This is a genomic window from Stenotrophomonas bentonitica (assembly GCF_013185915.1).
GTDB lineage: Bacteria > Pseudomonadota > Gammaproteobacteria > Xanthomonadales > Xanthomonadaceae > Stenotrophomonas > Stenotrophomonas bentonitica.
The window spans coordinates 77,517-103,819 of record NZ_JAAZUH010000001.1; the positions used below are offsets into that span (position 1 = coordinate 77,517).

The window sequence follows — 26,303 nt, forward strand, 5'->3', positions numbered from 1 at the left end:
GTACCCGCAGGTTCAAGAATCGCCAATTCTAGCGGATGCGGCCGGATTCGCCTTTGTGCAGCGCGTGCGGGCGCTCAGTGGCGCGGGGTCAGGCGGCGGGCGAACTCGTCCGGGGCCAGCCCGGGTGCGAACAGGAAGCCCTGGCCGACGGTGACCCCCATGTCGTGCAGGAACCGCCGCTGCTCCTCCGACTCGATGCCCTCGGCGACCAGCCCCAGCCCCAGGCTGCGCGCGATCCCGCAGACGGCCTCGCACACCGCCACGTCCGAGCGGTTGCCGGGCACCCCCTCGACGAACATCTGGCTGAGCTTGAGCCCGTGGATCGGCAGCCGGCGCAGGTAGTTGAGCGCGCTGTAGCCTTCGCCGAAGTCGTCGATGGTCAGCAGCACCCCCATCTCGCGCAGGCGGGCGAAGGTCTGCAGGGTGTCCGGCGCATCCTCGATCAGCACCCGTTCGGTGAATTCCAGCTCCAGCGCGCTGCCGGGCAGCCCGTACTGGTCCAGCGCCTGGCGCACGTTGCGGGCAAGGTCTTCGCCGACGAACTGGCGGTAGGAGACGTTGACCGCCACCCGCACGATGCCCAGCCCGGCGTCCTGCCACTGGCGCACCTGGCGGCAGGCCTCGTTCAGCACCCAGAGCCCGATCCGGACGATGTCGCCGGTGCTTTCGGCATGGCCGATGAAGATGTCCGGGCGCAGTTCGCCCAGCTGCGAGTTGCGCCAGCGGATCAGCGCTTCGGCGGCCACCATCTGCCCGGTGTGCAGGTTGACCTGCGGCTGGTAGACCAGGTGGAACTCGTCATCGTCCAGCGCCCGGTGCAGGCGGCTTTCGATCTGCAGGCGGTCGTGCTGGCGCTGCGCCAGTTCCTGCGAGAACACCTGCCAGCCGTTGCGGGTGCGGCGCTTGCAGTCGTACATCGCGATGTCGGCGTTCTGGATCAGCTGCTGAGGTCGCAACCCATCCTGCGGTGCACGGGCGATGCCGATGCTGGTGGTCACCGCGAACTCGTCGCTGCCGAACCGGAACGGCGTGGCGAACGCGCGGGTGATCGCCTCGGCCAGGCGCTCGGGCTGGTCGGGCTGGTCGCGGGTGTCGCAGACCACCAGGAACTCGTCGCCGCCGAACCGGGCCAGCAGGCCTTCGGTGCCTATCGCGGTGGAAATGCGCCGGGTCGCGTCGATCAGCAGTTCGTCGCCGGCGTTGTGGCCGAGCAGGTCGTTGACCGTCTTGAACCGGTCCAGGTCGATGTACAGCACGCCTACCTTGGAATGGGTGGGGCTGCCCATCCGCGTGGCGAGGTCGGTCAGCACCGCATCGCGGTTCATGATCCCGGTGAGCGGATCGGTGCGAGCCTGGATGCGCAGAGTCTCCTCGGCATGCTTGCGCGAGGTGATGTCCTGCACGGTGCCGGCGATGCGCGCGGCGTTGACGTCGCCGGCTTCGGCCTCGCCGATCATGCGCACCCAGAACGAATGGCCGTCGCTGCGCTGACCCTGCAGTTCCAGTTCGAACGGCGCCTGGCGGTCGATCACGTCCAGCAGTGCCTGCTGCAGCTGCGCGCGGTCGTCCACGCGCAGGCATTCGAGCAGCTCGGCCATGTCCTGCAGCGGCAGATCCTGGCCGAGGATGCGCGCGGCTTCATCGGTCAGGTACAGCCGGTGCAGGCCGCGGTCCCATTCCCAGCCGCCGATGTGGGCCAGCGACTGCGCGCGGTCGAACAGGGTGTTGTTGCGCTTGAGCTCGGTGATGTCGCTGAACAGTGCGAACACATGGTCGGGAATGTCGCGGCCGTTGCCATATACCGGCACGTTGGTGGTGGAGATCCAGATCATGCGCCCGCGCGGGCGGTGATACAGGCCGACGATGGTGCTGCGGATGATACGTCCGCGCAGCAGCGATTCGCTGGCCGGCCACTGCTCGCGGCTCAGCGGGTGGCCGTGTTCGTCCACGCTGATCCAGTCTTCCGGCGCCAGCAGCGCCTGCAGGCTGCCGCCGTTGCCCTGGGTGCCGAGGATGCGGTGCGCGGCCGGGTTGGCCGACACCACGTGCAGGTTGCGGTCGAACAGGATCACACCCTTGTCGATCGACTCCATCAGCAGGCGGTAGCGCGACTCGGCCTGCCAGCGGCTGCTCAGGTCGCGCGCGACCGCCACGATGCAGTGTTCGCCCTGGTGTTCGAACCCGGCCGAATGCACTTCCACGGGGAAGCGGCTGCCGTCGCCGCGCATGTTGGTGACTTCGATGACGTAGGTTTCGCCCCGGCGCAGCGCTTCCCAGACCGGGTCGAGGTGGTCGCTGGGCAGGTCCGGGTTGAGCGTTTCGATCGGCTGGCCGACGATGTCCTCGCGGCTGCGGCCATACGCGCGCACCCCGGCCTGGTTGAGGTCCAGCACCACGCCGGTTTCGCTGAGGATGCTGACCGGGTCGGGGACCGCGTCGAACAGCGCGGCGTAACGGCGCAGCGCCAGCTGGCGCTCGTCCATGGCTTCCTGCAGCGCCTGCTGCACGTCGCGCAGCAGGCCATGCACATCCTTGCCCGGCGGCTGCGCCAAAGCCTGTTCCAGCGCCGCCAGCACATCAACGTGCGCGGTGAGGTGGTCACCGACCGCAGCATCCATGCGCGGGCGGAGACGGTTCATGCCGCGGCCAGCGCCCTTCCGGCCTTGCTGCCGGTCTCGCGGCCGAGCCGTGCGGCCAGCCAGCGGCCGGTCGCAGCCAGCGCGGGCAGGTCGATCCCGGTGCGCATGCCGATCCCGTGCAGCAGGTACACCACGTCCTCGCTGGCGACATTGCCGCTGGCGCCCTTGGCATACGGGCAACCGCCGGCGCCGGACACCGCCGAATCGATCACGCGCACGCCTTCTTCCAGGCAGGCATCGATGTTGGCCAGGGCCTGGCCATAGGTGTCGTGGAAGTGCACGGCCAGCGCCGCCATCGGCACCTCGGCAGCAACTGCGTGCAGCATCGCGCGCGCCTTGCGCGGCGTACCCACGCCGATGGTGTCGCCCAGCGAGATTTCGTAACAGCCCATGGCGTGCAGCGCACGCGCCACCCGGACCACCTCGCTGACCGGCACCTCGCCCTGGTAGGGGCAGCCGAGCACGGTGGAGACGTAGCCGCGCACCTTGACCCCGTCGGCGCGTGCGCGCTCCAGGATCGGCGCGAAGCGCGCCAGCGACTCGTCGATGCCGGCATTGGTGTTGGTGCGGTTGAAGGTCTCCGAGGCAGCGGTGAACACCGCCACTTCCTGCACGCCCACCGCACGCGCACGGTCGTAGCCCTGCTCGTTGGGAACCAGCACCGGGTAGTCGATGCCCGGCAGGCGCTCGATGCCGGCGTAGACCTCGGCAGCGTCGGCCAGCTGCGGCACCCAACGCGGGCTGACGAAGCTGGTCGCCTCGATGGTGCGCAGGCCGGTCAGCGACAGCTGCCGGATCAGTTCGATCTTGTCGGCGGTGGCCACCGGCTGGGCTTCGTTCTGCAGCCCGTCGCGCGGTCCGACCTCGACGATGCGGACGAAGTCATCCATGACGGCGGGCCGGGCAGGCGGAAAGCGGGGGGAACTCAAGTGCGATCACGGAACATCCTGGATGAATTGACGGCGCAGTTCCCTGGCGGGCCACGACAGGGAGATACGCGGGACGGGAAACAAAGCGGCCAGCGGCCGCGTTCAGTCCTGGCTGACCCAGTGCGGGGCGCGTTTGTCCAGGAACGCGCCGAGCCCTTCCTGGCCTTCGGCCGAGACCCGCAGGCGCGCGATCAATGCGGCGTTGTCGCGGTCGGTGGCGTCGCGGTCGCGACCGGCCGCGACCCGGCGCACCAGGTCCTTGGCCGACGACGCGGCGATCGGGCCGGCCTTGTCGAGCAGGCCAAGCTGGCGCTGCACCGCCTCGTCGATGCGTTCAGGTTCGACCAGCTGGTGCACCAGCCCGATCCGCAGCGCGGTTTCCGCATCGAAATGCTCGCCGGTGGCGAACCAGCGCCGGGCCTGGCGCGGGCCAATCGCGTCGATCACATAGGGCGAGATCACAGCCGGCAGCAGGCCCAGGCGGCTTTCGGTCAGGCCGAAACGGGCGCTGGTGCTGGCAATGGCGATGTCGCAGCAGGCCACCAGGCCGACCCCGCCACCGAACGCGGCGCCGTGGACCCGGGCGATGGTCGGCTTGGGCAGCTCGTCCAGGGTCCGCATCAGCCGGGCCAGGGCCAGCGAGTCCTGGCGGTTGTCTTCCTCGCTGGCGGCGGCCATGCCGCGCATCCACTGCATGTCCGCGCCGGCCGAGAACGAGGCGCCGGTCGCGGCCAGCACCACCGCGCGGACCTGCGGGTCGCGCCCGGCCGCGTCCAGCGCGGCGGTCAGCGCGGCGATCAGCCCGGCGTCGAAGGCGTTGTGCAGGGTGGGGCGGTCCAGCCACAGGGTCAGCACCGCAGCGCTGCGTTCAATCCGTAAAGCGTCACTCATCTTGGGGGCCTGCGCCTGCTCCATACATGTATGGATCATAGCGGTCCAGGCGGGGCGGGCCATGACGCGGCGCGGCGATGCTAGAATTGATAACCATTCTTATCGACCGAAGGCGACCTGTGACGTTGTCCGATCTGCCGCTGCACGGCTCCGCTCAGGTGGAATACGTGCGCGACCTCCATGCAAACGACGCGATCGCCCGCCGGCTCAAGGAGCTGGGTTTTGTAAAGGGTGAAGATGTGCGTCTGGTAGCCCGTGGTCCCATCAGCGGCGAACCGCTGCTGGTGCAGGTCGGGTTCACCCGTTTCGCGCTGCGCCGTACCGAAGCGGCGCGTATCGAAATCAGCGTCAAAATGCCGGAGGCCGCCGCATGAACGCCGCCGCCACCCTGCGCGTTGCCCTGGTCGGCAACCCCAACAGCGGCAAGACCGCGCTGTTCAACCAGCTCACGGGCAGCCGCCAGAAGGTCGCCAACTACACCGGCGTGACCGTGGAACGCAAGGAAGGCCGCCTGCGCGCGCCGTCCGGTCGCGAATTCGCGGTGCTCGACCTGCCGGGTGCCTACAGCCTGCAGCCGGCCAGCCTGGACGAGGCGATCACCCGCGACCTGTGCCGGGGCTTCTACCCGGGCGAGGCGGCACCGGACGTGCTGCTGTGCGTGATCGACGCCACCAACCTGCGCCTGCACCTGCGTTTCGCGCTGGAGCTGCGTGAGCTGGGCAAGCCGATGATCGTGGCGCTGAACATGGTCGACGCGGCCGAGCGCCGTGGCATCAGGATCGACGTGCCGGCACTGGAGAAGGCGCTGGGCGTGCCGGTGGTGGAAACCGTGGCGGTGCGCCGCAACGGCGCCCGCGCGCTGGTCGAACGCCTGGATGCGATGGTGCCGCACCTGGACGCGCCGGTGGCGGCCGTCGCCGGGGAAACCGACTACCACATGCAGGTGCGCGACATCCTCGCCGCCGCGGTGAGCATGCCGACCCGCACCGCGAAGATCGACGACGCGTTGGACCGCTGGCTGCTGCACCCGGTGTTCGGGTTGATCACCCTGGTGGTGGTGATGTTCCTGATCTTCCAGGCGGTGTTTGCCTGGGCCACGCCGATGATGGACGGGATCGAGGCAGGTTTCGGCTGGCTCGGTGAAGTGGTCGGCGCCAACCTGCCGGCCGGGCCGCTGACCAGCCTGCTCACCGACGGCATCATCGCCGGCGTCGGCGGGGTGGTGGTGTTCCTGCCGCAGATCCTGATCCTGTTCGCCTTCATCCTGGCACTGGAAGAATCCGGCTACCTGCCGCGCGCGGCGTTCCTGCTCGACCGCACGATGGCCTCGGCCGGCCTGTCCGGCCGTTCGTTCATCCCGCTGCTGTCCAGCTTCGCCTGCGCGGTGCCGGGCATCATGGCCACCCGCAGCATCCAGGATCCGCGCGACCGCCTGGCCACCATCCTGGTGGCGCCGCTGATGACCTGTTCGGCGCGCCTGCCGGTGTACGCGCTTCTGATTGGCGCCTTCATCCCGCAGAAGACGCTGTGGGGCTTCGTCAGCCAGCAGGGCCTGGTGCTGTTCGGCCTGTACGTGGCCGGCATCCTCAGCGCGCTGGCGATGTCGTGGGTGATGAAGAAGTGGCGCCGCGACAAGAGCGAGCATCCGCTGATGCTGGAGCTGCCGTCGTACCGCATCCCGCACCCGCGCGACCTGGCGGTGGGCCTGTACGAGCGCGGCATGATCTTCCTCAAGCGCGTGGGCGGCATCATCCTGTCGCTGACCATCCTGCTGTGGGTGCTGCTGTCGTTCCCCGGTGCGCCGGAAAACGCGACCATGCCGGCCATCGACTACAGCTTCGCCGGCCAGATCGGCCACGCCATGGCGGTGTTCTTCGCGCCGCTGGGCTTCAACTGGCAGATCTGCATCGCGCTGATCCCGGGCATGGGCGCGCGCGAAGTGGCGGTGTCGTCGCTGGCCACCATCTACGCGCTGTCGGCCGCTGACGACGACGCTGCCATCCAGGCGCTGACCCCGGTGGTGGCCAACGGCTGGTCGCTGGCGACCGGGCTGTCGCTGCTGGTGTGGTTCATCTATGCGCCGATGTGCATTTCCACCCTGGCCACGATCAAGCGCGAGACCAACTCCTGGAAGCAGGTTGGCTTTGCCACCTTCTACCTGTTCGCGGCCGCTTACGTGGCTGCGCTGGTCACCTACCAGGTGACCGTGGCGCTGGGCGGCGGCTGATGGACACCGGCCTGCTGCTGCAGTACGTGGTGGTCGCACTGATCGTGCTGGCCAGCGCGTGGGTGGTGGTGAAGAAGCAGATGCCCGGCACCGTGCGCCGGGTACGTGGGGCGGCCGCGCTGTCCCTGCTGAAGCCGCAGCGGGCGGCGTGGTTGCAGGCCCTCGGTCGGCGGATCGCACCGCCGGCCAACAGCGGCGGCGCCGGGTGCGGCGGTTGCGACAGCTGCGGGCCCACGCCGCCGGCGGCCCGCCCCAAGCGCTGAGCCAAGCGCGGCGTTGCATCGTGCGACCTGCGGGCCGGGCGTCGCGATGGGCCCGGTGCGCGGGCCGGCACTCTGGCAAGGTGGGGGTTCTGGATGTTCCGGGCTGCGTGCACGGACGCTGCCCCTGGAGATGCCGTGAATTGTGATTCCTGCCACCCCGCGACGGCGCCGGCGCCTGCCGTGCTGCAGAACGCCCGCAAACGGTCGTTGTCGCCGGCGCCGGTCGATGTCCGCAACGGCGAACCGGTACCCAAGATGTCGCGCAGCCTGCCGGTCGCACATGACCTGCCGGACACCGAAGTGCAGGCCATCGAGCTGCTGCAGGAACTGGTGCACCGCCAGGTGCCGTTCGACACGCTGTGGCCGGTCGCCAGCCGCAGCCCGATCCTGGTCAATGCGCTGGATCCGTCCGTGCGCGCGCTGCTGCAGGCCCTGCAGCGCGGTACGCCGCTGGGCATGCAGCAGCGTGAGGCCTTCAACGCAGGCTTGCAGGGCGCGATGGCGCAGAGCGGCCTGTTCGAACCGGTGGGCTGAGCGTCCCCACCCGCGGGTCGAGCGCGTTCAGGCAGCCCAGCGCCACCTCCAGGTAACCGGCGCTGTCGCCGTGCTGGAAAGCGCACGCCGCTGGACGCTGCACGCGCGTGGTGCGCCACATGCCGAAGCGCTCGCTGGGCAGCAGGGCGGTCAACTCCGGCCATCGCCCGGCCCGGGCGGCCTGAATCAACTGACCGAGTTGGCGGTCGCGCTCGCGGCGCTCGGTACGGGTGGCCAGTGCGTCCAGGGCGGGCACTGGGCTCTGTTCGGCGCTGCGGTACAGCAGGGCGGCGAGCAGGACGCACAGCTCCTGGCGCGCATGCTGCCAGTGGCCATGCGCGGGCAGGCCGTGCAGCGGCGCGGCACCGTCGCCGCGGGTGCCGAGCAGCGCCTGCTTCAGCAGGGCCAGGTGGGGCAGGTCGATGTGCTGGCGAGCGCGCTCCGCGCACCGGCGCAGTTCGGCGAACGCGAACCGGGCCAGCTCGGGCCCCAGCACCGCCTGGCGCCCGGTCTGCGCGTCCAGCATCCGGGCCAGGGCCAGCAGGCCGACAATGCCCGATGCGCCGGTGTCCGGGTCAATGGCCGCAAGGTGCAGGGCCACGGCGTCCGGGCGGCGGCTGAGCGCCTGTGCATGCAGGTCCATGATGGCGGCCGTCAGAAGGCCATGCACGTGGACGTCGACGGTGGGCTGCTTGCCTGTGCCGGTCGGCTCCGATGCGGAGGGGGACATCGTTTGCGGATAACGCAGGCGCACGGCGTGCTCCCCGGTGACCGTCACCGTGCCGGTCGGCGAGCAGCGTACGCGCAGGGTGACGTGGTAGGCCGAATCGCGGGTCAGCGTGCGCTGCTCCGGCAGCGCATCCAGTCCGGCCGTGCGGGGCAGGGCCGAGCCCAGCGGGCGGTCGTGGTGGACCGTCAGCAGGGCGCGGCCATCGCCATCGCCCTGCTGGCCAAGGGCCAGGTGGTAACGCGTACTGGCGCGCGGCGCGGTGGGGTCACGGGCATCGTCGCTGCGCAGCAGGGCGCCGCCCGGGTGCAGCACGTTGCCGAAGAAGATGCAGGCTTCGAGCGGGGCCAGCAGCCCCTGGTGAAGTTCCTGGGCCAGCCGCTGCTGCAGCGGCGGCAGCGGGTGCAGCGCCTGTTGGAACGCGGTCAATGCAGTCTCGGGCCGACCGTCGAGCGTGTACGGGTTGCGTGCCAGGTCGAGGCCGAACTGGTGCCACGGGTCCGCATGTCCGCTGTCGCGCGCCATCGATTCGGTGATGGCCGCAGCGGTGGCCGCGCAGACCTCGGCCGGGAGGGCGCGATGGTAGGTACGTTCGCCCAGTCGGGCCAGGGCATCGGCGATGCCGCCCACGGTCGACACGCCGTCGCCCGGGGGCTGGAAACCGCCTCGCCGCAGCACGCCCGCAGTGTGCGTGGCCGACGCCACCGCCAGTCCATGCTGGCGCAGCAGCAGGTACTCGGCCGCGCCGTCGGGCACCGCCAGCAGGCGTCCGCTGGCGTCGATCTGGACCGCGCGGTCGCGCGGCAGCGCCAGCATGGCGTGACAGTCGGCCAGCTGCCGGGCGGTGGCGGGCGACGGGGTGTCTTCGCGCAGGTCGCCGCAGCCCAGCGAGGTCGATGAACCCAGGTCCAGCAGCGCGCAGTCGTCGTCGGCGAGGCTGGAATGCAGCGACAGCCGGGAGGTCGCACGCGACAGGCCGTTGTGGATGGACGCCAGCACCCGTGCCAGCGGTTGCACGTCGGGCAGCGAGCGGCATTTCCCGCCGGCAGCGTCCTGCATCGACGGTGGACAGGCGAACACGGACGGAGTGCTGGTGCTTCGGTAGATGACTTGCATCGGGGCTGTCCTCGCGTGGGGTGCGAAGAACCTAAGCAAGCGTCGATCCCACCGCAGGATGTAATCGCGACACCGTGGATCGCGGGTCAGCTGCGGTTGTCCCAGCTGCCCCTTGTGCGCGCTTGCCTGCACCCGCTAGCCTGCATGCATGACTACGTCCCCCCTTCGCATTCTCATCCACGGCGCGTCCGGTCGCATGGGCCAGGCGCTGCTGCGGCTGGCCGCCGAGCGCGACGACCTGCAGGTCGTTGCCGCCATCACCCGTCGTTCGCCGGCCCAGCGCGTGGTCGAAGGCGTGCCGCATTTCGCCGCCAGCGAACTGCACGGCGCGCCACAGTTCGACGTGGCCATCGACTTCAGCCTCCCGGAAGGCTTCGACCCGGTGCTGGCGCTGTGCGTGGAGCGCGGGGCAGGGCTGGTGTCGGGGACCACCGGGATCAGTGAAAGCCAGCGCCAGGCGCTGATCGCGGCCGCCGCGAAGATCCCGCTGGTGTGGGCCTCCAACTTCTCGCTCGGCGTGGCGGTGCTGGACGAACTGGTCGAACGCGCCGCTGCGGCGCTGGCCGGGTGGGATTGCGACATCGTCGAATCCCACCATGTGCACAAGCAGGACGCGCCGTCGGGCACCGCGCTCACGCTGGGCGCCGCCGCACAGAAGGGCGGGGCGCAGCCGCATTACGCCAGCCTGCGTGCCGGTGACATCGTGGGCGAGCACCTGGTCCAGTTCACCGGGCTGGGCGAACGCGTCGAGCTGACCCACCGGGCCACCAACCGGGATATCTTCGCGCGCGGTGCGCTGTTTGCCGCCATTCAGCTGAATGGGCGGGCTGCGGGCAGTTACCGGGTCCGGGATCTATTGGCGGGTTCGGGTACCTGAACGAGGCCTGCGTAGCGTGGGACACGCATGGCGTGTCTCTACGCCCCGTTCGACCAAGGGTCGTAGTGACACGCCATGCGTGTCAACGCCATGACCCTGCGCAAGCGTACCGCCCTGCGTGTCCTGCGTGGTTCATCACGCATCGGCCCATCGTGAATACGCACAACCACTGGCGCCGGGGCGCCCTTCCCATTACAATTCCCGCTCGCCGAATCACGACAGCCGGACCGGTCCCGCACCGCAGTCCGCGCTTTTTTGCAACCGCTTTTCCGTGAAGCGTGGCGTGACTTCGGCGACCCCCTCGGTAGCCAAAGTGAGATTCCCGTGACCCAAGCCGCAATCCTCGTCCTCGAAGACGGCACCGTATTCGAGGGCGAATCCGTAGGCGCGCCCGGCCTGTCCGTCGGTGAGGTGGTGTTCAACACCGCCATGACCGGTTACCAGGAAGTGCTGACTGATCCCTCCTACGCACGGCAGATGGTCACGCTGACCTACCCGCATATTGGCAACACCGGCATGACTGACCAGGACGACGAGGCCCACAAGGTCTGGTCGGCCGGCCTGATCGTGCGCGACGTGCCGCGCCGTCCCAGCAACTGGCGCAGCCAGGTCTCGCTGCAGGACTGGCTGCTGCAGCGTGGCGTGGTGGCCATTTCCGGCATCGACACCCGCAAGCTGACCCGCATCCTGCGCGAACGCGGCGCGCAGAACGGCGCCCTGATGGCCGGCGACGACCTCAACGTGGCCGTGGCGCTGGAAGCGGCGCGCAAGTTCCCGGGCCTGAAGGGCATGGACCTGGCCAAGGTGACCAGCACCGAAAAGGCCTACAGCTGGAACGAGGGCCAGCTCGACCTGGACTCCAACACGTTCGTCAGTGCCGCCCCGCAGTACAAGGTGGTGGCGTATGACTTCGGCGCCAAGCTGAACATCCTGCGCATGCTGGCCGAGCGCGGCTGCGACATCACCGTGGTGCCGGCGCAGACCCCGGCCGCCGAGGTGCTGGCGATGAATCCGGACGGCGTGTTCCTGTCCAACGGCCCGGGCGACCCGGAGCCGTGCGACTACGCCATCGAGGCGATCAAGGTGTTCCTGGACAAGCAGCTGCCGGTGTTCGGCATCTGCCTGGGCCACCAGCTGCTGGCGCTGGCCTCCGGCGCCAAGACGGTCAAGATGGGCCACGGCCACCACGGCGCCAACCACCCGGTGCAGGACCTGGACGACGGCCGCGTGATGATCACCTCGCAGAACCACGGTTTCGCGGTGGATGAAGCGACCCTGCCGGCCACCCTGCGCGTGACCCACCGCTCGCTGTTCGACGGCACCAACCAGGGCATCGCGCGCACCGACGTGCCGGCGTTCTCGTTCCAGGGCCATCCCGAGGCTTCGCCGGGTCCGCACGACGTCAGCCCGCTGTTCGACCGCTTCATCGCCCTGATGGCGCAGGCCAAGGCCTGATTCGAGGCGCCGCTGCCTTCGGCGCGGCGCCGGATGACCCCGACACGCTGTACTGACTTAGAGAAGACAATGCCCAAGCGCACTGACCTTAAGACCATCCTCATCATCGGTGCCGGCCCGATCGTCATCGGCCAGGCCTGCGAGTTCGACTACTCCGGCGCCCAGGCCTGCAAGGCCCTGCGTGACGAGGGGTATCGCGTGGTGCTGGTCAACAGCAACCCGGCCACGATCATGACCGACCCGGAGATGGCCGACGCCGTCTACATCGAGCCGATCAACTGGCAGACGGTCGAGAAGATCATCGCCAAGGAGAAGCCCGACGCGTTGCTGCCGACGATGGGTGGCCAGACCGCGCTGAACTGCGCGCTGGACCTCGCCGACAACGGCGTGCTGGAGAAGTACAACGTCGAACTGATCGGCGCCAAGCGCGACGCGATCCGCATGGCCGAAGACCGCGAGCTGTTCCGCGTGGCGATGGGCGAGATCGGCCTGGAATGCCCGACCGCTGCGGTGGCGCACACGCTGGAAGAAGCGATCGAGATCCAGACCCGCGTCGGCTACCCGACCATCATCCGCCCCAGCTTCACCCTGGGCGGCAGCGGCGGCGGCATCGCCTACAACCGCGAAGAGCTGGTCGATATCGTGACCCGTGGCCTGGAACTGTCGCCGACCACCGAAGTGCTGGTGGAAGAGTCGGTGCTGGGCTGGAAGGAATTCGAGATGGAGGTGGTGCGCGACACCGCCGACAACTGCATCATCGTCTGCTCGATCGAGAACCTGGACCCGATGGGCGTGCACACCGGTGACTCGATCACCGTGGCCCCGGCCCAGACCCTGACCGACAAGGAATACCAGCGCCTGCGCGATGCCTCCATCGCGGTGCTGCGCAAGATCGGCGTGGACACCGGCGGTTCCAACGTGCAGTTCGGCATCAGCCCGACCACCGGTCGCGTGGTGGTGATCGAAATGAATCCGCGCGTGTCGCGTTCGTCGGCGCTGGCCTCCAAGGCCACCGGCTTCCCGATCGCCAAGGTCGCTGCCAAGCTCGCCGTGGGTTACACCCTGGACGAGTTGAAGAACGAAATCACCGGCGGCCTGACCCCGGCGTCGTTCGAGCCGTCGATCGACTATGTCGTCACCAAGATCCCGCGCTTCGCCTTCGAGAAGTTCCCGGCCGCCGACGCCCGCCTGACCACCCAGATGAAGTCGGTGGGCGAGGTGATGGCGATGGGCCGCACTTTCCAGGAGTCGCTGCAGAAAGCCCTGCGTGGCCTGGAAACCGGCAAGATCGGGCTCGACCCGACCGGCCTGGACCTGGCCAACGAAGACGACATCGCCACGATGAAGCGCGAGCTGAAGGCCCCGGGCCCGGAGCGCCTGTTCTTCGTCGGCGACGCGTTCCGCGCCGGCTTCAGCGTGGAAGAGGTGTTCGCGCTGTCGCACATCGACCCGTGGTTCCTGGACCAGATCGAAGAGATCATCCAGGCCGAAACCCAGCTGGCCGCCGACGGCCTCGACGCGCTCGACGCCGCGCGCCTGCGCAAGCTCAAGCGTGCCGGGTTCTCCGATGCGCGCCTGGCCGAGCTGACCGGCACCAACGAAGCCGCCGTGCGCGCGCTGCGCCGTGCGCACAAGGTGCGCCCGGTCTACAAGCGCGTGGACTCCTGCGCGGCCGAGTTCGGCACCAGCACCGCCTACCTGTATTCGACCTACGAGGACGAATGCGAAGCGGCGCCGAGCAACCGCGACAAGATCATGATCCTGGGCGGCGGTCCGAACCGCATCGGCCAGGGCATCGAGTTCGACTACTGCTGCGTGCACGCGGCACTGGCGCTGCGCGACGATGGTTATGAAACCATCATGGTCAACTGCAACCCGGAAACCGTCTCGACCGACTACGACACCTCCGATCGCCTGTACTTCGAGCCGCTGACGCTGGAAGACGTGCTGGAAATCGTCGAGCTGGAACAGCCGAAGGGCGTGATCGTGCAGTACGGCGGCCAGACCCCGCTGAAGCTGGCGCGCGCGCTGGAAGCCAATGGCGTGCCGGTGATCGGCACCTCGCCGGACTCCATCGACCTGGCCGAAGACCGCGAGCGCTTCCAGCAGCTGGTGGACAAGCTGGGCCTGAAGCAGCCGCCGAACCGCATCGCCCGCAACGACCAGGAAGCCCTGCTGCTGGCCCGCGAGATCGGCTACCCGCTGGTGGTGCGCCCGAGCTACGTGCTGGGCGGCCGCGCCATGGAAATCGTCTACGGTGAAGCCGACCTGGCGCGCTACGTGCGCGATGCGGTCAAGGTCTCCAACGATTCGCCGGTGCTGCTGGACCGCTTCCTGGACAACGCAGTGGAAGTGGACGTGGACATCATTGCCGACAAGGACGGCAACGTGCTGATCGGCGGCGTGATGGAACACATCGAAGAAGCCGGCGTGCACTCGGGCGACTCGTCCTGCTCGCTGCCGCCGTACTCGCTGTCGGCTGAAACCCAGGCCGAACTGCGTCGCCAGGTGGTGGAACTGGCCAAGGCCCTGAACGTGGTCGGCCTGATGAACACCCAGTTCGCGATCCAGGCCGGCGACGACGGCCAGGACATCGTGTACCTGCTGGAAGTGAACCCGCGTGCCTCGCGCACCGTGCCGTTCGTGTCCAAGGCCACCGGCATGGCGCTGGCCAAGATCGCCGCGCGCTGCATGGCCGGCAAGACCTTGGCCGAGCAGGGCGCGACCAAGGAGATCGTGCCGGACTACTACTCGGTCAAGGAAGCGATCTTCCCGTTCGCCAAATTCCAGGGCGTCGACCCGATCCTCGGGCCGGAAATGCGCTCCACCGGTGAGGTGATGGGCGTGGGCCGCAGCTTCAGCGCCGCCTTCGCGCGTGCGCAGGAAGCCGGTGGCATCAAGGCACCGCCGCTGGGCAAGGCCTTCGTTTCGGTCCGCGACCCGGACAAGAAGCGCGTGCTGCCGGTGGCGCAGGCCCTGCTGGAGCGCGGCTACAGCCTGGTCGCCACTCGTGGCACCGCTGCATGGCTGCAGCAGCACGGCATGGACTGCGAGATCGTCAACAAGGTGGTTGAAGGTCGGCCGCACATCGTCGACTCGATCAAGAACGGCGAGATCGTGTATATCGTCAACACGACCGAAGGTCGCGCGGCGATCAACGACTCGTTCTCGATCCGTCGCGAGGCGCTGCAGCACCGCGTGACCTATTCGACCACCATTGCCGGCGCCAAGGCGCTGGTGCAATCCCTGGAATTCCGCGGTACCGGCCCGGTCTGGTCGCTGCAGGAGCTGCACAAGGAGTTGAACGCATGAGAGCACCGATCACCCTGAAGGGCGCGCAGCGTCTGCGCGACGAGCTGGACCACCTGAAGTCGGTCAAGCGCCCCAAGGTCATCGCGGCGATCGCCGAGGCGCGCGAACACGGCGATCTCAAGGAGAACGCCGAGTACCACGCCGCGCGCGAAGAGCAGGGCTTCATCGAAGGCCGCATCAAGCAGCTGGAAGGTGAGCTCTCGCATGCCGAGATCATCGACATCAGCAAGCTCAATGCGGGCAGCAAGGTCGTGTTCGGTGCGAGCGTGACCCTGGCCGACGTGGATACCGACGAAGAGAAGCAGTACCAGATCGTCGGCGACCTGGAGGCGGACATCAAACTGGGCCTGATCGCCATCTCGTCGCCGGTGGCGCGTGCGCTGATCGGCAAGAACGAGGGCGACAGCGTCACCATCGACGCACCGGCCGGCCAGCGCGAGTACGAAATCGTCGCCGTGCAGTACGTGGCCTGACCGCCCATGGCCACGGCAACGTTGTTGCTGCCGGCACGCAGCCGGTTTCCCGCCGCATCGTTGCCCGATGACGTGGCCAGGGCGCTCGGCCGTGCCGAGCGCAGCAGCGTCGACGCCGGCGAGCGTGCCCAGCTGCAGCGGCATTTCCAGCTGCAGCCGGCGCACTGGCCGGTGGCCGCGCTGACCCGCCAGCTCGACGTGGGCGATGCCCACGACGGGGTGTGGCTGCGCGCCGACCCGGCCAACGTGGTGCCGGACATGCACGGCGCGCGGATGATGGGCCATGGCGACACGCTGCGGCTCGAGGCCGACGACGTGGCCGCGCTGTTGCCGGCGTTGCAACCGCTGTTCGCCGGTTACGGTTTCACCTTGGACGCGCCGACCCCGTCGCGCTGGTACCTGCGCCTGCCGCCGGGCACCACGCTGCCGGCGTTTGCCGCGCCCGACGATGTACTCGGCGATGATCTGTTTGCCTTCCTGCCCGAGGGCGATGCAGGCCGCCGTTGGCGTGCGCTGCTGACCGAGGCGCAGGTGGTGCTGCACCAGCACCCGTGGAACGCGCAGCGCGTGGCTGCCGGCAAACGCGCGGTCAATTCGCTGTGGTTCTGGGGCGGCGGCGAGCTGCCCGAGGCGGTGCGTACCGCGCATGCCCAGGTCCGCAGCCGTGACGCGCTGCTGCAGGCGTTGGCCAAGGCGGCGGGCGTGCAGGCGGACGGCGACCAGCAGGTGGATGCGCTTGTAGACCTGCGCCAGCTGCGTTCGTTGGAGCAGCTCGGCAATGATGCGATCCGTCCCTTGCTCTCGGCGTTGCAGCGCGGCGAGCTCCGCCGCCTGGTACTGGATTTCGAGGACGGCGCGCGCTTCGAGCTGGACAAGGGCCAGCGCTGGCGCTTCTGGAAAAAGCCGGTCCAGCTCCACGAAGCCTGATTCCCACCGGGGGGTAGAGCCACGCCCTGCGTGGCTGCACCTGTTCGGCGAAGAGCAGCCACGCAGGGCGTGGCTCTACCGGGGCGGTATCATGTCGTCAACGGCATTCGCGCCGTGCTCCCGCACCTGACCGAGCTTGCCTTGACCGCTTCCGATTCCCCCCAGATCCAACGCCGCTCCATCCCTTCCCTCGGCGAATGGCCGGGCGAAATGCTGCCCCTGTTGCAGCGTCTGTACGCCGCGCGCGGTGTCACCGACGCCGCCCAGGCGCAGCCCAAGCTCGCACAGCTGCACGCCCCGGAACTGATGGGCAGCATGCAGGCTGCGGTGGATCTGCTGGCCGAGGCCATCGCCAGCAACGCGCGTATCCTGGTGGTGGGCGATTTCGATTGCGACGGCGCCACCGCGTGCGCCGTGGGCGTGCGCGGCCTGCGCATGCTCGGCGCGCGCGACGTGGTGCATGCAGTGCCCAACCGCATGCTGCACGGCTACGGGCTGTCGCCTTCCCTGGTTGCAGAATTGGCGCCGTTGAAGCCGGGCCTGCTGGTCACCGTCGACCATGGCATTGCCTGCCACGCCGGTGTAAACGCGGCCAAGGCGCTGGGCTGGAAGGTGCTGGTCACAGACCACCACTTGCCCGGCGAACAGCTGCCACCGGCCGACGCCATCGTCGACCCGAACATCAACGGCGATGCCTTCCCGAGCAAGGCCCTGGCCGGCGTCGGGGTGATCTTCTACGTGCTGATGGCGCTGCGCCGCCAGCTGCGCCAACAGGGCGCGTTCGCGCCGGGTGCGGAACCGGATCTGCTGACCTTGCTGGACCTCGTTGCCGTCGGCACCGTGGCTGACCTGGTTGCGCTGGACGCCAACAATCGCGCCTTGGTCAGCGCGGGTCTCCGCCGTCTGCGCGCAGGGCAGGGCTGTGTCGGCTTGCAGGCATTGATCGAAGCGAGCGGCCGCGACGTCGCACGATTGAGTGCAACGGACATCGGCTTCGCCATCGGCCCGCGTCTCAACGCAGCAGGTCGACTGGAGGACATGGCGCTTGGTATTGAGCTGCTGCTTACCGAAGACCGCTCCCAGGCACGCGAGATCGCCCAGACCTTGGAGCAGATCAACTCGGAACGTCGCGCCGTCCAGCAGCTGATGACCGACGACGCCGAGCTGGCGGTGGCACGCGCCGTGTTGAGTGCCGAAGGCGAACGCCCGATCGCGGCCTGCCTGTTCGACGCCGAGTGGCACCCCGGCGTGGTCGGCCTGGTCGCGTCGAAGATGAAGGACCGCCTGCACCGTCCAGTAATTGCATTTGCACCGTCCGAACCGGGCAGCGATTCGCTGCGTGGGTCGGCCCGCTCCATCGCCGGTTTCCACATCCGTGACGCGCTGGCGCTGGTCAATGCCGCGCATCCCGGCCTGATCGACAAGTTCGGTGGCCACGCCATGGCCGCCGGCCTGAGCCTGCCGCATGCGCGCCTGCAGGAGTTCCAGCAGGCGTTCGTAGCGGTTGTCGAATCCAGCATGGACCCGGCCGCATTGCAGCAGCTGCTGATGAGCGATGGCGAACTGGCGCCGACCGAGCTGGACTTCCGCCACGCCGAAGCGCTGCGCCTGGCCGGCCCATGGGGGCAGGGCTTCCCGGAACCGCTTTTCGATGGCCACTTCCAGGTCGCCCGCTGGCAGGTGCTGAAGGAAAAGCACCTCAAGCTCAGCCTGCGCGTCCCCGGCCGCGCCGAACCGATCAACGCCATCCATTTCAGCGGCTGGCGCGGCAATGCCCCGGCCAACACCGTACACATCGCCTATCGTCTGGTCAGCGACGACTACCGCGGCGGCGGCGCCATCCAGCTGATCATCGAGCACTGCACCGACGCGTGATTGGGGATGGGCTGACTGCGATGGCGGATCCCGGGCTTTAGGCTCGACGCGATGGCCAGACGGTCGAGGCAGCGTGGGTGGCGGGGTTCATGTCGCATGTTAGATGGACGTACGGTGTCGCTTCCGGCGCTATTTGCATCCTGCTAGTGTGCTTGAGCGGGAGTTGGGCTGCTCCCGACAGAATCGATTCTTTCACCTACTGGTGTGGCGTTGCCACGCTGGTAGCGCTTGTGGTGGCAGTTGGTGAAGTTTTCCATGCAGGAACGGCCACAAACGCTGTAAGTCTGGCGCTTTCTGCCAGCGCTCGGCAGGAAGCACGAACGCTCTGTATCGAGATCATTGCGCTGGTGGATGAAGTCAGCGAGAGAGCTCGCAAGGAAGACTACACTGCGGCGCTCAGGGCCACGCAGATTGCACGTCGGTTCACCGCACGCCTTGATTTCAAGCATGTGCTCCGGGATGAAGGCAGCGAAATCGCTACACAGCTCGCCAAGGTTGAGCAGTTGCTTCAGCGAGCAATGACCAGTGACACAAGGAGACCCATGAACAATTCAGCACGAACTTCATTGAATGATATGTTGATGCGAATCAAGGCGGCGGCAGAGGTGCTCGCACGGCAAGAGGCGGGCGTCTGATGTTGCCGGCAAAAGTTCGGGATTTCATCGAGAAGGTCGTGGCCAAGACCAACGCAGGCGAGTTGACGTGGTCATCCGGTTACGACAGGGACGTCATCAAGACGGAAACCGATGAGTTCGAGCTTACCGTCCGGGATGATTCCGCTGGGGCGTTCCTGATCTTCTACCGCAGCAGTGCGGATCCAGTGGGCTACAGGTTCTTCACCGACAGCGACGAAGAGCAGGACTACGCACTCCTTCGGCGGCTCTTCGACATCGTGAACGCCTGCTCTGCGCACTTCCCCTTCTGATCCATCCCTGGGTTGATTCAACCCCGTTTCCTATCCTCATGCGTTGAACCTGTCGTCATCGGATCTGGAGCGTCACATGGACAGCCTGCTGCGCAGGATCGGCTTGGGTTTCGTGGTGTGGGTCGGCACGGCGCTGGGGCAGGGCGCGGCGGCGCAGCAGGTTGCCGCGCCGGTGTTGAAGGTCGCCAGGGCCGAGCAGCCGGTGCTGCTGGAGCAGGCCCGCATCGACAGCCGCGTGGCGGGAGGGCTGGGCGAAACCCGGATCGAGCTGGTGTTCCGCAACCCCAATCGCCGCGTACTGGAAGGGTCGCTGGAGTTTCCCCTGGCCGAAGGCCAGCAGGTGACCGGCTTCGCATTGGATATCGGCGGAGAGCTGCGCGACGCGGTGCCGGTGCCCAAGGCGCAGGGGCGCCAGGTGTTCGAGGCGATTGAGCGGCGCGGGGTCGATCCGGGCCTGCTTGAGCAGACAGCGGGCAACCAGTTCCGGCTGCGCATCTACCCGATTCCGGCGCTGGGTACACGGCGGGTGGCGATCACCGTGCGCGAAGCGCTGCCGGTGGAGGCGCAGGGACTGCGCTGGACCCTGCCGCTGCAGTTCGCGCGGCAGGCGCAGTCGGTGCAGCTGAGCCTTGATGCCGTGGGCAGTGGCGTGCCGGTGGCCAACGGAAAGGCACCGTTGGTGCTCGCCCCACACGACGGCGCGTGGCGGAGCCGCTGGCAGGGCCCCGGCACGGCATTGCCCGCACAATTGGGCTGGACCCTGCCGCTGCCGCGCGGGGTGGACGCGGTGCGCGGCCGCTTCGATGGCGAGCAGTACGTGATGGTGCAGGTGCCGGTTCCGGTGCAGGGGAATGCACGCCCGCTGCCGCGCCGGGTGGGGCTGCTGTGGGATGCCTCGGGTTCGGCGCGCAACCGCGACACCGCCTCGGAACTGGCGGTGCTCGATCGGTACTTCCGCGCCATCGGCAACGGCGAGGTGCAGCTGACCGTTCTGCGTGACCGTGCCGAGCCGACCCGCCATTTCGCGATCCGCCAGGGCGACTGGAGCGCATTGCGCCGCCATCTGGAGGCGTTGCCGCGCGACGGCGCCAGCGCCCTGGGTGACTGGACCGCGCAGGCCGACGTGGACGAGTACCTGCTGGTGAGCGACGGTCTGGCCAACTACGACAAGCGCGACCGGCCTGAGCTGGGTGCTCGGCAGCGCCTGTACGCGCTGAGCGGCGCCGGCGCGCAGACCGACAGCGACCGCCTGCGCGCCTGGACCCGCGCCGGACGGGGCCAGCTGCTCGTGGTGGACGGGGCTGGTGATGTGGAGGCTGCCGCCGCGCGCCTGCTGCGCGACAACCCGGCGGAGGTGGCGGCCGACGGCGAACGACTGGCAGACCTGCGGGTCGATGCGGAGCGTGCCGGCCACGGGTGGGTGCGGGTGCTCGGGCGGGTGCAACGTGGGGACGCGGTGCTAACGCTGCAGGTGCCGGACGCACACGGCGCGCGACACACTGTGACGGTGCCGCTGGCCGACATCCCCGACACCGGCGGCGAGCTGGTCGCCCATGCCTGGGCCGATGCCCAGCGTCGGGCGCTGGCGGGCGACCCGGGCGCGAATCGCGCGGCGAGCCAGGCGCTGTCGCAGCGCTTCGGACTGGTCGGTCCCGACACTTCGCTGCTGGTGCTCGAAACCCTGGACGATTACCTGCGGTACGGCATCCGCCCGGCCGGCCCGCTGCAGCAGGCATACGACCGCCAGCACGCGATCACCCTGGCCGACGATGCCACTGCACGTCGCCAGCGCCTGGACTCGCTGGCGGCGCAGTTCGCCCAGCGCGAAGCCTGGTGGAACCGCTCGTGGCCCAAGGGTGCGCCGCCGGTCGCCCAACGGGCCAAGGCGATGTCCGCGCCCATGGCGATGGCACCGCCCGCGCCGCCTGCGCCTGCGCCGGCCGCAGCCATGATGATGGCCGCCGAGAGTGCGCAGCGCCAACAGGAATCAGCGCGCTCGGCCTCGCTGGACCGGATCGAGGTCACCGGTGCCCGCATGCAGGCCGAGTCCGATGCCTACACCGCCGATGACCCCGCCAACCGCGGTGCGCTGAAGATCAGCGTCGCTGCGTGGGCGCCGGATTCGGCCTACGCCCGTCGCCTGCGTGCGGCGCGCCCAGACGCGGTCTACACGCTGTACCTGCAGGAGCGCGACGACCACGCTGACAGCAGCGCGTTCTATCTGGACGTGGCCGACATCCTGCTGGCCCACGGCCAACGCGACCTAGCCCTGCGGGTGCTTTCGAACCTTGCCGAGATGCAGCTGGAGAACCGCCACGTGCTGCGCGTGCTGGGCTACCGGTTGATGCAGGCCAAGGCGCCGGCGCTGGCCGTGCCCGTGTTCCGGGATGTGCTGGCGCTGGGCGAAGAGGAGCCGCAGAGCTTCCGCGACCTCGCCCTGGCACTGGAAGCTGACGGCCAGCCGGCGGAAGCACTGGCGGCGTTCAACGAAGTGGTGGTGCGGCCGTGGGATGCGCGCTTCGATGGCATCTCGCTGATCGCGCTGGACGAGCTGACCACGCTGGTGGCCCGGACGGGCGTGGATGCGAGTGCCGTTGACCCGCGCCTGCGCAGGGCGATGCCGCTGGACCTGCGCGTGGTGCTGAGCTGGGACAGCGACAACAGCGACATGGACTTGTGGGTGACCGACCCGAATGGTGAACGTGCCTATTACGGCAACCGCTTGACGTACCAGGGCGGCCAGATGTCGCGCGACTTCACCGGCGGCTACGGTCCGGAGCAGTTCTCGCTGCGCCAGGCCAAGCCCGGGAAGTACAGGGTGGAGGCCAATTACTTCGGCAGCCGCGAGCAGCTGGTGACCGGCGCGACCACGCTGACCCTGCGGCTCAGCACCCATTGGGGCAGCCGGCGCCAGCAGGACCAGTACGTGACCCTGCGGTTGAAGGACGATGCCGAGACCGTGCTGGTCGGGGAGTTCGAGGTCCGCTGACCCTTGAACATGAACGGGGCTTGGGACGCTATAATCGTCGGTCTTGTCCCAAGCCTTCATTACCGCCGATATGATCGAGCTCAATCCCGTGCGCCAGCGAATCACCGATCTGACCGATCGCGTGGTCTCGCTCAGGGGGTATCTTTGACTACGACGCCAAGAAAGAGCGTCTGGAAGAAGTAACCCGGGAGCTGGAAAACCCCGACATCTGGAACAACGCCGAGTACGCCCAGAACCTGGGCCGCGAGCGTTCCATGCTGGAAAAGACCGTCGGTGGCATCGCCACCATCCTGGACGGCCTGACCGAATCCACCGAACTGCTGGAACTGGCTGAAAGCGAACAGGACGAAGATACCGCCCTGGCCGTGGTCGCCGACCTGAACAAGTACCAGAAGCACGTGGAGCAGCTGGAATTCCAGCGCATGTTCTCCGGCAAGATGGACACCGCCCCGGCGTTCGTCGACATCCAGGCCGGTGCCGGTGGTACCGAAGCCCAGGACTGGGCCGAAATCCTGCTGCGCATGTACCTACGCTGGTGCGAATCGCGTGGCTGGAAGACCGAGCTGATGGAAGTGTCCGGTGGCGACGTCGCCGGCATCAAGTCGGCCACGCTGCGCGTGGAAGGCGATTACGCCTACGGCTGGCTGAAGACCGAAACCGGCGTGCACCGCCTGGTGCGCAAGTCGCCGTTCGATTCGGACAACCGCCGCCACACCAGCTTCACCTCGGTGTTCGTGTCCCCGGAAGTGGACAACAACATCGAGATCGACATCAACCCGGCCGACCTGCGTACCGACGTGTACCGTTCGTCCGGCGCCGGTGGCCAGCACGTCAACAAGACCGAATCGGCAGTGCGTATCACGCACATCCCGACCAATACGGTCGTGGCCTGCCAGACCGGCCGCAGCCAGCACCAGAACCGCGACAACGCGATGAAGATGCTGGCTGCCAAGCTGTACGAGCTGGAAATCCAGAAGCGCAACGCCGAGCGTGACGCCGTGGAAGCAACCAAGTCCGACATCGGCTGGGGCAGCCAGATCCGCAACTACGTGCTCGACCAGAGCCGTATCAAGGACCTGCGCACCGGCATCGAGCGTTCGGATACGCAGAAGGTGCTCGACGGCGACCTCGACGAATTCGTCGAAGCCAGCCTGAAGTCGGGCCTGGAAGTCGGCTCCAAACGCCTCGACGCCTGACCGTCGGGCCGCCACGTGCGGCCCGATGCTGCTTCACCTCCCTCACTGTCCAACCCCCCCAAGACACAGACCCACGCCATGAACGATCAGACCGCCGCGCCGCAGACCCCCGTCGACGAGAACAGCCTCATCGCCGAGCGCCGCGCGAAACTGACCGCGCTGCGCGGGCAGGGCATCGCCTACCCGAACGACTTCCGCCGCGAAGACTTCTCCGGCAGCCTGCAAGCCGAATACGCCGATGCCGAGCAGTGGACCGCCGAAACGCTGGAAGCCACCGACCGCACCGTGAAGATGGCCGGTCGGCTGATGGCCAAGCGGGTGATGGGCAAGGCCAGCTTCGCCCAGATTCAGGACGAGTCCGGCCGCATCCAGCTGTTCCTGCAGGGCAACACCCTGGGTGATGCCTACACCGCCTTCAAGGGTTGGGACGTGGGCGACATCATCGCCGTGGAAGGCGGGCTGACCCGCACCAAGACCGGCGAGCTGTCGGTCAAGGCGACCAGCATCCGCCTGCTGACCAAGTCGCTGCGCCCGCTGCCGGACAAGTGGCATGGCCTGGCCGACGTGGAGCAGCGCTACCGCCAGCGCTACGTCGACCTGATCGTGACCCCGGAGTCGCGCGAGGTGTTCATCAAGCGCTCGCGGATCATCCGCGCCATGCGCGCCTGGCTGGACAACCGCGACTTCCTGGAAGTCGAAACGCCGATGATGCATTACATCCCCGGCGGCGCCACGGCCAAGCCGTTCACCACCCACCACAATGCGCTGGACCTGGACCTGTACCTGCGCGTGGCCCCGGAGCTGTACCTCAAGCGCCTGGTCGTGGGTGGGCTGGAGCGGGTGTACGAAATCAACCGCAACTTCCGCAACGAAGGCGTCAGCACCCGGCACAACCCGGAATTCACCATGATGGAGCTGTACGAGGCCTACGCCACGTACACCGAAGTGATGGACCTGACCGAAGGTGTGATCCGTGACGTGGCCAGCAAGGTGCTGGGTACCACCACCGTGGAGTGGGACGGCGCCACCATCGACCTGGCCCCGGCGTTCCGCCGCTGGCGCATGGACGAGGCGGTACGCCACCATAACCCGGAGATCAGCCTGGCCGACTGCACCGACCGCGAGGCGCTGCTGCGCCATTGCGAGCGCCTGAAGATCCGGGTCAAGCCGTCCTACGGCTGGGGCAAGCTGCTGCTGGAGATCTTCGAAGCCACCGTCGAGCACACCCTGGTGCAGCCGACCTTCATCACCGACCACCCGGTCGAGGTCTCGCCGCTGGCCCGCGCCAACGACGACCAGCCGGGTTACACCGACCGCTTCGAGCTGTTCATCAACGGCAAGGAGCTGGCCAACGGCTTCTCCGAGCTGAACGACCCGGAAGACCAGGCGGCCCGGTTCCAGGCCCAGGTCACGGCCAAGGAGGGCGGCGATGACGAGGCCATGCATTACGACGCCGACTATATCCGTGCGCTGGAGTACGGTATGGCCCCGACCGGCGGCCTGGGCATCGGCATCGACCGGCTGGTGATGCTGCTGACCGGCAGCAGCTCGATCCGCGACGTGCTCCTGTTCCCCTACATGCGTCCCGAAAACTGAGACGCAGGTCCGGAAGGACCCCCTGGGGCGACCCGGCGGGGTTCCGCTGGGATGGCCGGACGAGTATGGTTTCTGCGTGGCCTATTGAGGCGCCCTATGGGCGACGGCCACGGATCATGAGCGCTGGACGGCCCGTGCGTGACACACGCATCACGGCACGGCCAAGATCATGAACGGGGGAATCATGACCGGAGGTGGGTCCCATGCAAGGTGCCGGAGTACAAAGCAGCGGAGTATCGTCTCCGCAGCATGTTCCAGTGTGGTCCAGGAAGACGGCGGAAGCAGCCTTGAATATTGTCATCGTTGACGATCAGACGTCCGCGCGCACCATGCTGCGTCATGTCATCGAGGACATCGCGCCGGAACTGAGCGTGCATGACTTCGGCGACCCGCTCACGGCGTTGGCCTGGTGCGAATCGCACGGGGTCGACCTGCTGCTGCTCGACTACCGCATGCCGGAAATGGACGGCCTGGAATTTGCCCGCCGCTTCCGCCGCCTGCCCAAGCACCGCGATATTCCGGTGATCCTGATCACAGTGGTCGGCGACGAGCCGATCCGCCAGGCCGCGCTGGAAGCCGGGGTGATCGACTTCCTGGTAAAGCCGATCCGTCCGCGCGAGCTGCGGGCGCGCTGCTACAACCTGCTGCAGCTGCGCCAGCAGTCCGAGAACGTGAAGCAACGCGCGATGTCGCTGGAGCAGCGCCTGCTCGCCAGCATGCACGAGGTGGAAGAGCGCGAGCGCGAGACGCTGTCGCGGCTGGCCCGTGCGATCGAGTTCCGTGATGCGGGCACCAGCGCCTATCTCGAGCGCATGGCGCACGTGGCCGGGTTGATCGCCGAACAGCTGGGGCTGCCGGAAGAAGAGGTCAAGCTGATCGAGGCGGCCGCGCCACTGCACGACATGGGCAAGATCGCCATTCCCGATGCGGTACTGCTCAAGCAGGGCAAGCTCGACGACGAGGAGCTGGCGATCATGCGCCGGCACCCGCGCATCGGCTACGAGCTGCTCAGTGGCAGCCAGAACCGTTTCATCCAGGTCGGCGCGCTGATCGCACTGCGCCACCATGAACGCTACGACGGCAGCGGCTATCCCGATGGCCTGCGCGGCGACGCGATCCCGCTTGAAGCGCGGGTCGTGGCGGTGGCCGACGTGTTCGACGCGCTGATTTCGCCCCGGCCCTACAAGGACGCCTGGACGATGGAAGCCACCCTGGCCTATCTGTACGCACAGCGCGGGCGCCTGTTCGACCCGCGCTGCGTGGATGCCCTGCTGCGTGGCCGGCAGCAGCTCGACGATATCTGCGCGCAGCACTCCACTGCGTCGGCACGCCCGGGGATGTGAGGTGCAGAG

General features: G+C 68.1%; 20 protein-coding genes. 16 read left to right on the plus strand and 4 right to left on the minus strand.

The window, feature by feature from the left end; all coding sequences use genetic code 11:
• Positions 1 to 74: 74 nt before the first annotated feature.
• The 3 genes from HGB51_RS00340 to HGB51_RS00350 all read right to left on the minus strand — a co-directional run bounded on the left by HGB51_RS00340 (position 75) and on the right by HGB51_RS00350 (position 4,459).
• Positions 75 to 2,639 (minus strand): sensor domain-containing protein, encoded by a 2,565-nt coding sequence (locus HGB51_RS00340; protein ID WP_070206769.1) that lies wholly within the window; start codon positions 2,637 to 2,639, stop codon positions 75 to 77.
• Positions 2,636 to 3,529 carry a hydroxymethylglutaryl-CoA lyase gene (locus tag HGB51_RS00345; RefSeq protein WP_070206770.1) on the minus strand — a complete coding sequence of 298 codons (894 nt, stop codon included), beginning with the start codon at positions 3,527 to 3,529 and terminating at the stop codon, positions 2,636 to 2,638. The genes HGB51_RS00340 and HGB51_RS00345 overlap by 4 nt, the downstream gene beginning before the upstream one ends.
• A 141-nt stretch (positions 3,530 to 3,670) precedes the next feature.
• Positions 3,671 to 4,459: an enoyl-CoA hydratase-related protein gene (locus HGB51_RS00350; protein WP_070206798.1), complete on the minus strand. Its 789-nt coding sequence runs from the start codon at positions 4,457 to 4,459 to the stop codon at positions 3,671 to 3,673.
• Positions 4,460 to 4,578: 119 nt separating this feature from the next.
• Between HGB51_RS00350 and HGB51_RS00355 the strand changes: the two genes are divergently transcribed.
• The 4 genes from HGB51_RS00355 (at position 4,579) to HGB51_RS00370 (ending at position 7,483) form a co-directional block, all read left to right on the plus strand.
• Positions 4,579 to 4,833 carry a FeoA family protein gene (locus HGB51_RS00355; RefSeq protein WP_070206771.1) on the plus strand — a complete coding sequence of 85 codons (255 nt, stop codon included), beginning with the start codon at positions 4,579 to 4,581 and terminating at the stop codon, positions 4,831 to 4,833.
• Positions 4,830 to 6,686 (plus strand): ferrous iron transporter B, encoded by a 1,857-nt coding sequence (gene feoB / locus HGB51_RS00360; protein ID WP_070206772.1) that lies wholly within the window; start codon positions 4,830 to 4,832, stop codon positions 6,684 to 6,686. The genes HGB51_RS00355 and feoB overlap by 4 nt, the downstream gene beginning before the upstream one ends.
• Positions 6,686 to 6,949: a DUF6587 family protein gene (locus HGB51_RS00365; RefSeq protein ID WP_070206773.1), complete on the plus strand. Its 264-nt coding sequence runs from the start codon at positions 6,686 to 6,688 to the stop codon at positions 6,947 to 6,949. The genes feoB and HGB51_RS00365 overlap by 1 nt, the downstream gene beginning before the upstream one ends.
• 135 nt (positions 6,950 to 7,084) lie before the next feature.
• On the plus strand, positions 7,085 to 7,483 hold the full coding sequence (locus HGB51_RS00370) for a hypothetical protein (RefSeq protein WP_171966692.1): 399 nt from the start codon (positions 7,085 to 7,087) through the stop codon (positions 7,481 to 7,483).
• Here the strand turns inward: HGB51_RS00370 and HGB51_RS00375 are convergent.
• Entirely contained in the window at positions 7,425 to 9,326 is a 1,902-nt protein-coding gene (locus HGB51_RS00375) for a hypothetical protein (RefSeq protein ID WP_141739037.1), read from the minus strand. The genes HGB51_RS00370 and HGB51_RS00375 overlap by 59 nt on opposite strands.
• Before the next feature lie 148 nt (positions 9,327 to 9,474).
• On the opposite strand from HGB51_RS00375, the gene dapB reads away from it, so the two are divergent.
• The 12 genes from dapB to rpfG all read left to right on the plus strand — a co-directional run bounded on the left by dapB (position 9,475) and on the right by rpfG (position 26,294).
• A complete protein-coding gene (dapB, locus tag HGB51_RS00380) occupies positions 9,475 to 10,203 on the plus strand; it encodes a 4-hydroxy-tetrahydrodipicolinate reductase (RefSeq protein WP_084738841.1) in 729 nt (242 codons plus the stop codon).
• A 324-nt stretch (positions 10,204 to 10,527) separates the two neighbouring features.
• Positions 10,528 to 11,658: a glutamine-hydrolyzing carbamoyl-phosphate synthase small subunit gene (carA, locus tag HGB51_RS00385; protein WP_070206777.1), complete on the plus strand. Its 1,131-nt coding sequence runs from the start codon at positions 10,528 to 10,530 to the stop codon at positions 11,656 to 11,658.
• Between the two features lie 69 nt (positions 11,659 to 11,727).
• Positions 11,728 to 14,970, plus strand: coding sequence for a carbamoyl-phosphate synthase large subunit (carB, locus tag HGB51_RS00390; RefSeq protein ID WP_070206778.1), 3,243 nt, complete (start codon positions 11,728 to 11,730; stop codon positions 14,968 to 14,970).
• Between the two features lie 8 nt (positions 14,971 to 14,978).
• Positions 14,979 to 15,443: a transcription elongation factor GreA gene (greA, locus tag HGB51_RS00395; protein WP_484600366.1), complete on the plus strand. Its 465-nt coding sequence runs from the start codon at positions 14,979 to 14,981 to the stop codon at positions 15,441 to 15,443.
• A gap of 6 nt (positions 15,444 to 15,449) precedes the next feature.
• A complete protein-coding gene (locus HGB51_RS00400) occupies positions 15,450 to 16,370 on the plus strand; it encodes a phosphoglycerate mutase (protein ID WP_070206780.1) in 921 nt (306 codons plus the stop codon).
• A gap of 210 nt (positions 16,371 to 16,580) precedes the next feature.
• The gene (gene recJ, locus HGB51_RS00405; RefSeq protein ID WP_246233429.1) at positions 16,581 to 18,245 is read left to right on the plus strand and encodes a single-stranded-DNA-specific exonuclease RecJ; all 1,665 of its coding nucleotides are present in this window, start codon (positions 16,581 to 16,583) and stop codon (positions 18,243 to 18,245) included.
• A gap of 233 nt (positions 18,246 to 18,478) precedes the next feature.
• Entirely contained in the window at positions 18,479 to 18,880 is a 402-nt protein-coding gene (locus HGB51_RS00410; protein WP_141739038.1) for a hypothetical protein, read from the plus strand.
• Positions 18,881 to 18,918: 38 nt separating this feature from the next.
• The gene (locus tag HGB51_RS00415; RefSeq protein WP_141739039.1) at positions 18,919 to 19,170 is read left to right on the plus strand and encodes a hypothetical protein; all 252 of its coding nucleotides are present in this window, start codon (positions 18,919 to 18,921) and stop codon (positions 19,168 to 19,170) included.
• Between the two features lie 76 nt (positions 19,171 to 19,246).
• On the plus strand, positions 19,247 to 22,159 hold the full coding sequence (locus tag HGB51_RS00420; protein ID WP_070206783.1) for a VIT domain-containing protein: 2,913 nt from the start codon (positions 19,247 to 19,249) through the stop codon (positions 22,157 to 22,159).
• 70 nt (positions 22,160 to 22,229) lie between these two features.
• Positions 22,230 to 23,355 (plus strand): peptide chain release factor 2 gene (gene prfB, locus HGB51_RS00425; RefSeq protein WP_141739043.1). Its coding sequence is split into 2 segments (ribosomal slippage): positions 22,230 to 22,304 and positions 22,306 to 23,355, totalling 1,125 coding nucleotides; the frame shifts between segments, so codons are not numbered across the junction.
• Between the two features lie 78 nt (positions 23,356 to 23,433).
• Positions 23,434 to 24,951, plus strand: a complete 1,518-nt coding sequence (lysS, locus tag HGB51_RS00430; RefSeq protein ID WP_070206784.1) for a lysine--tRNA ligase — start codon at positions 23,434 to 23,436, stop codon at positions 24,949 to 24,951.
• Positions 24,952 to 25,154: 203 nt separating this feature from the next.
• Positions 25,155 to 26,294, plus strand: coding sequence for a cyclic di-GMP phosphodiesterase response regulator RpfG (gene rpfG, locus HGB51_RS00435; protein WP_070206785.1), 1,140 nt, complete (start codon positions 25,155 to 25,157; stop codon positions 26,292 to 26,294).
• Positions 26,295 to 26,303 lie beyond the last annotated feature (9 nt).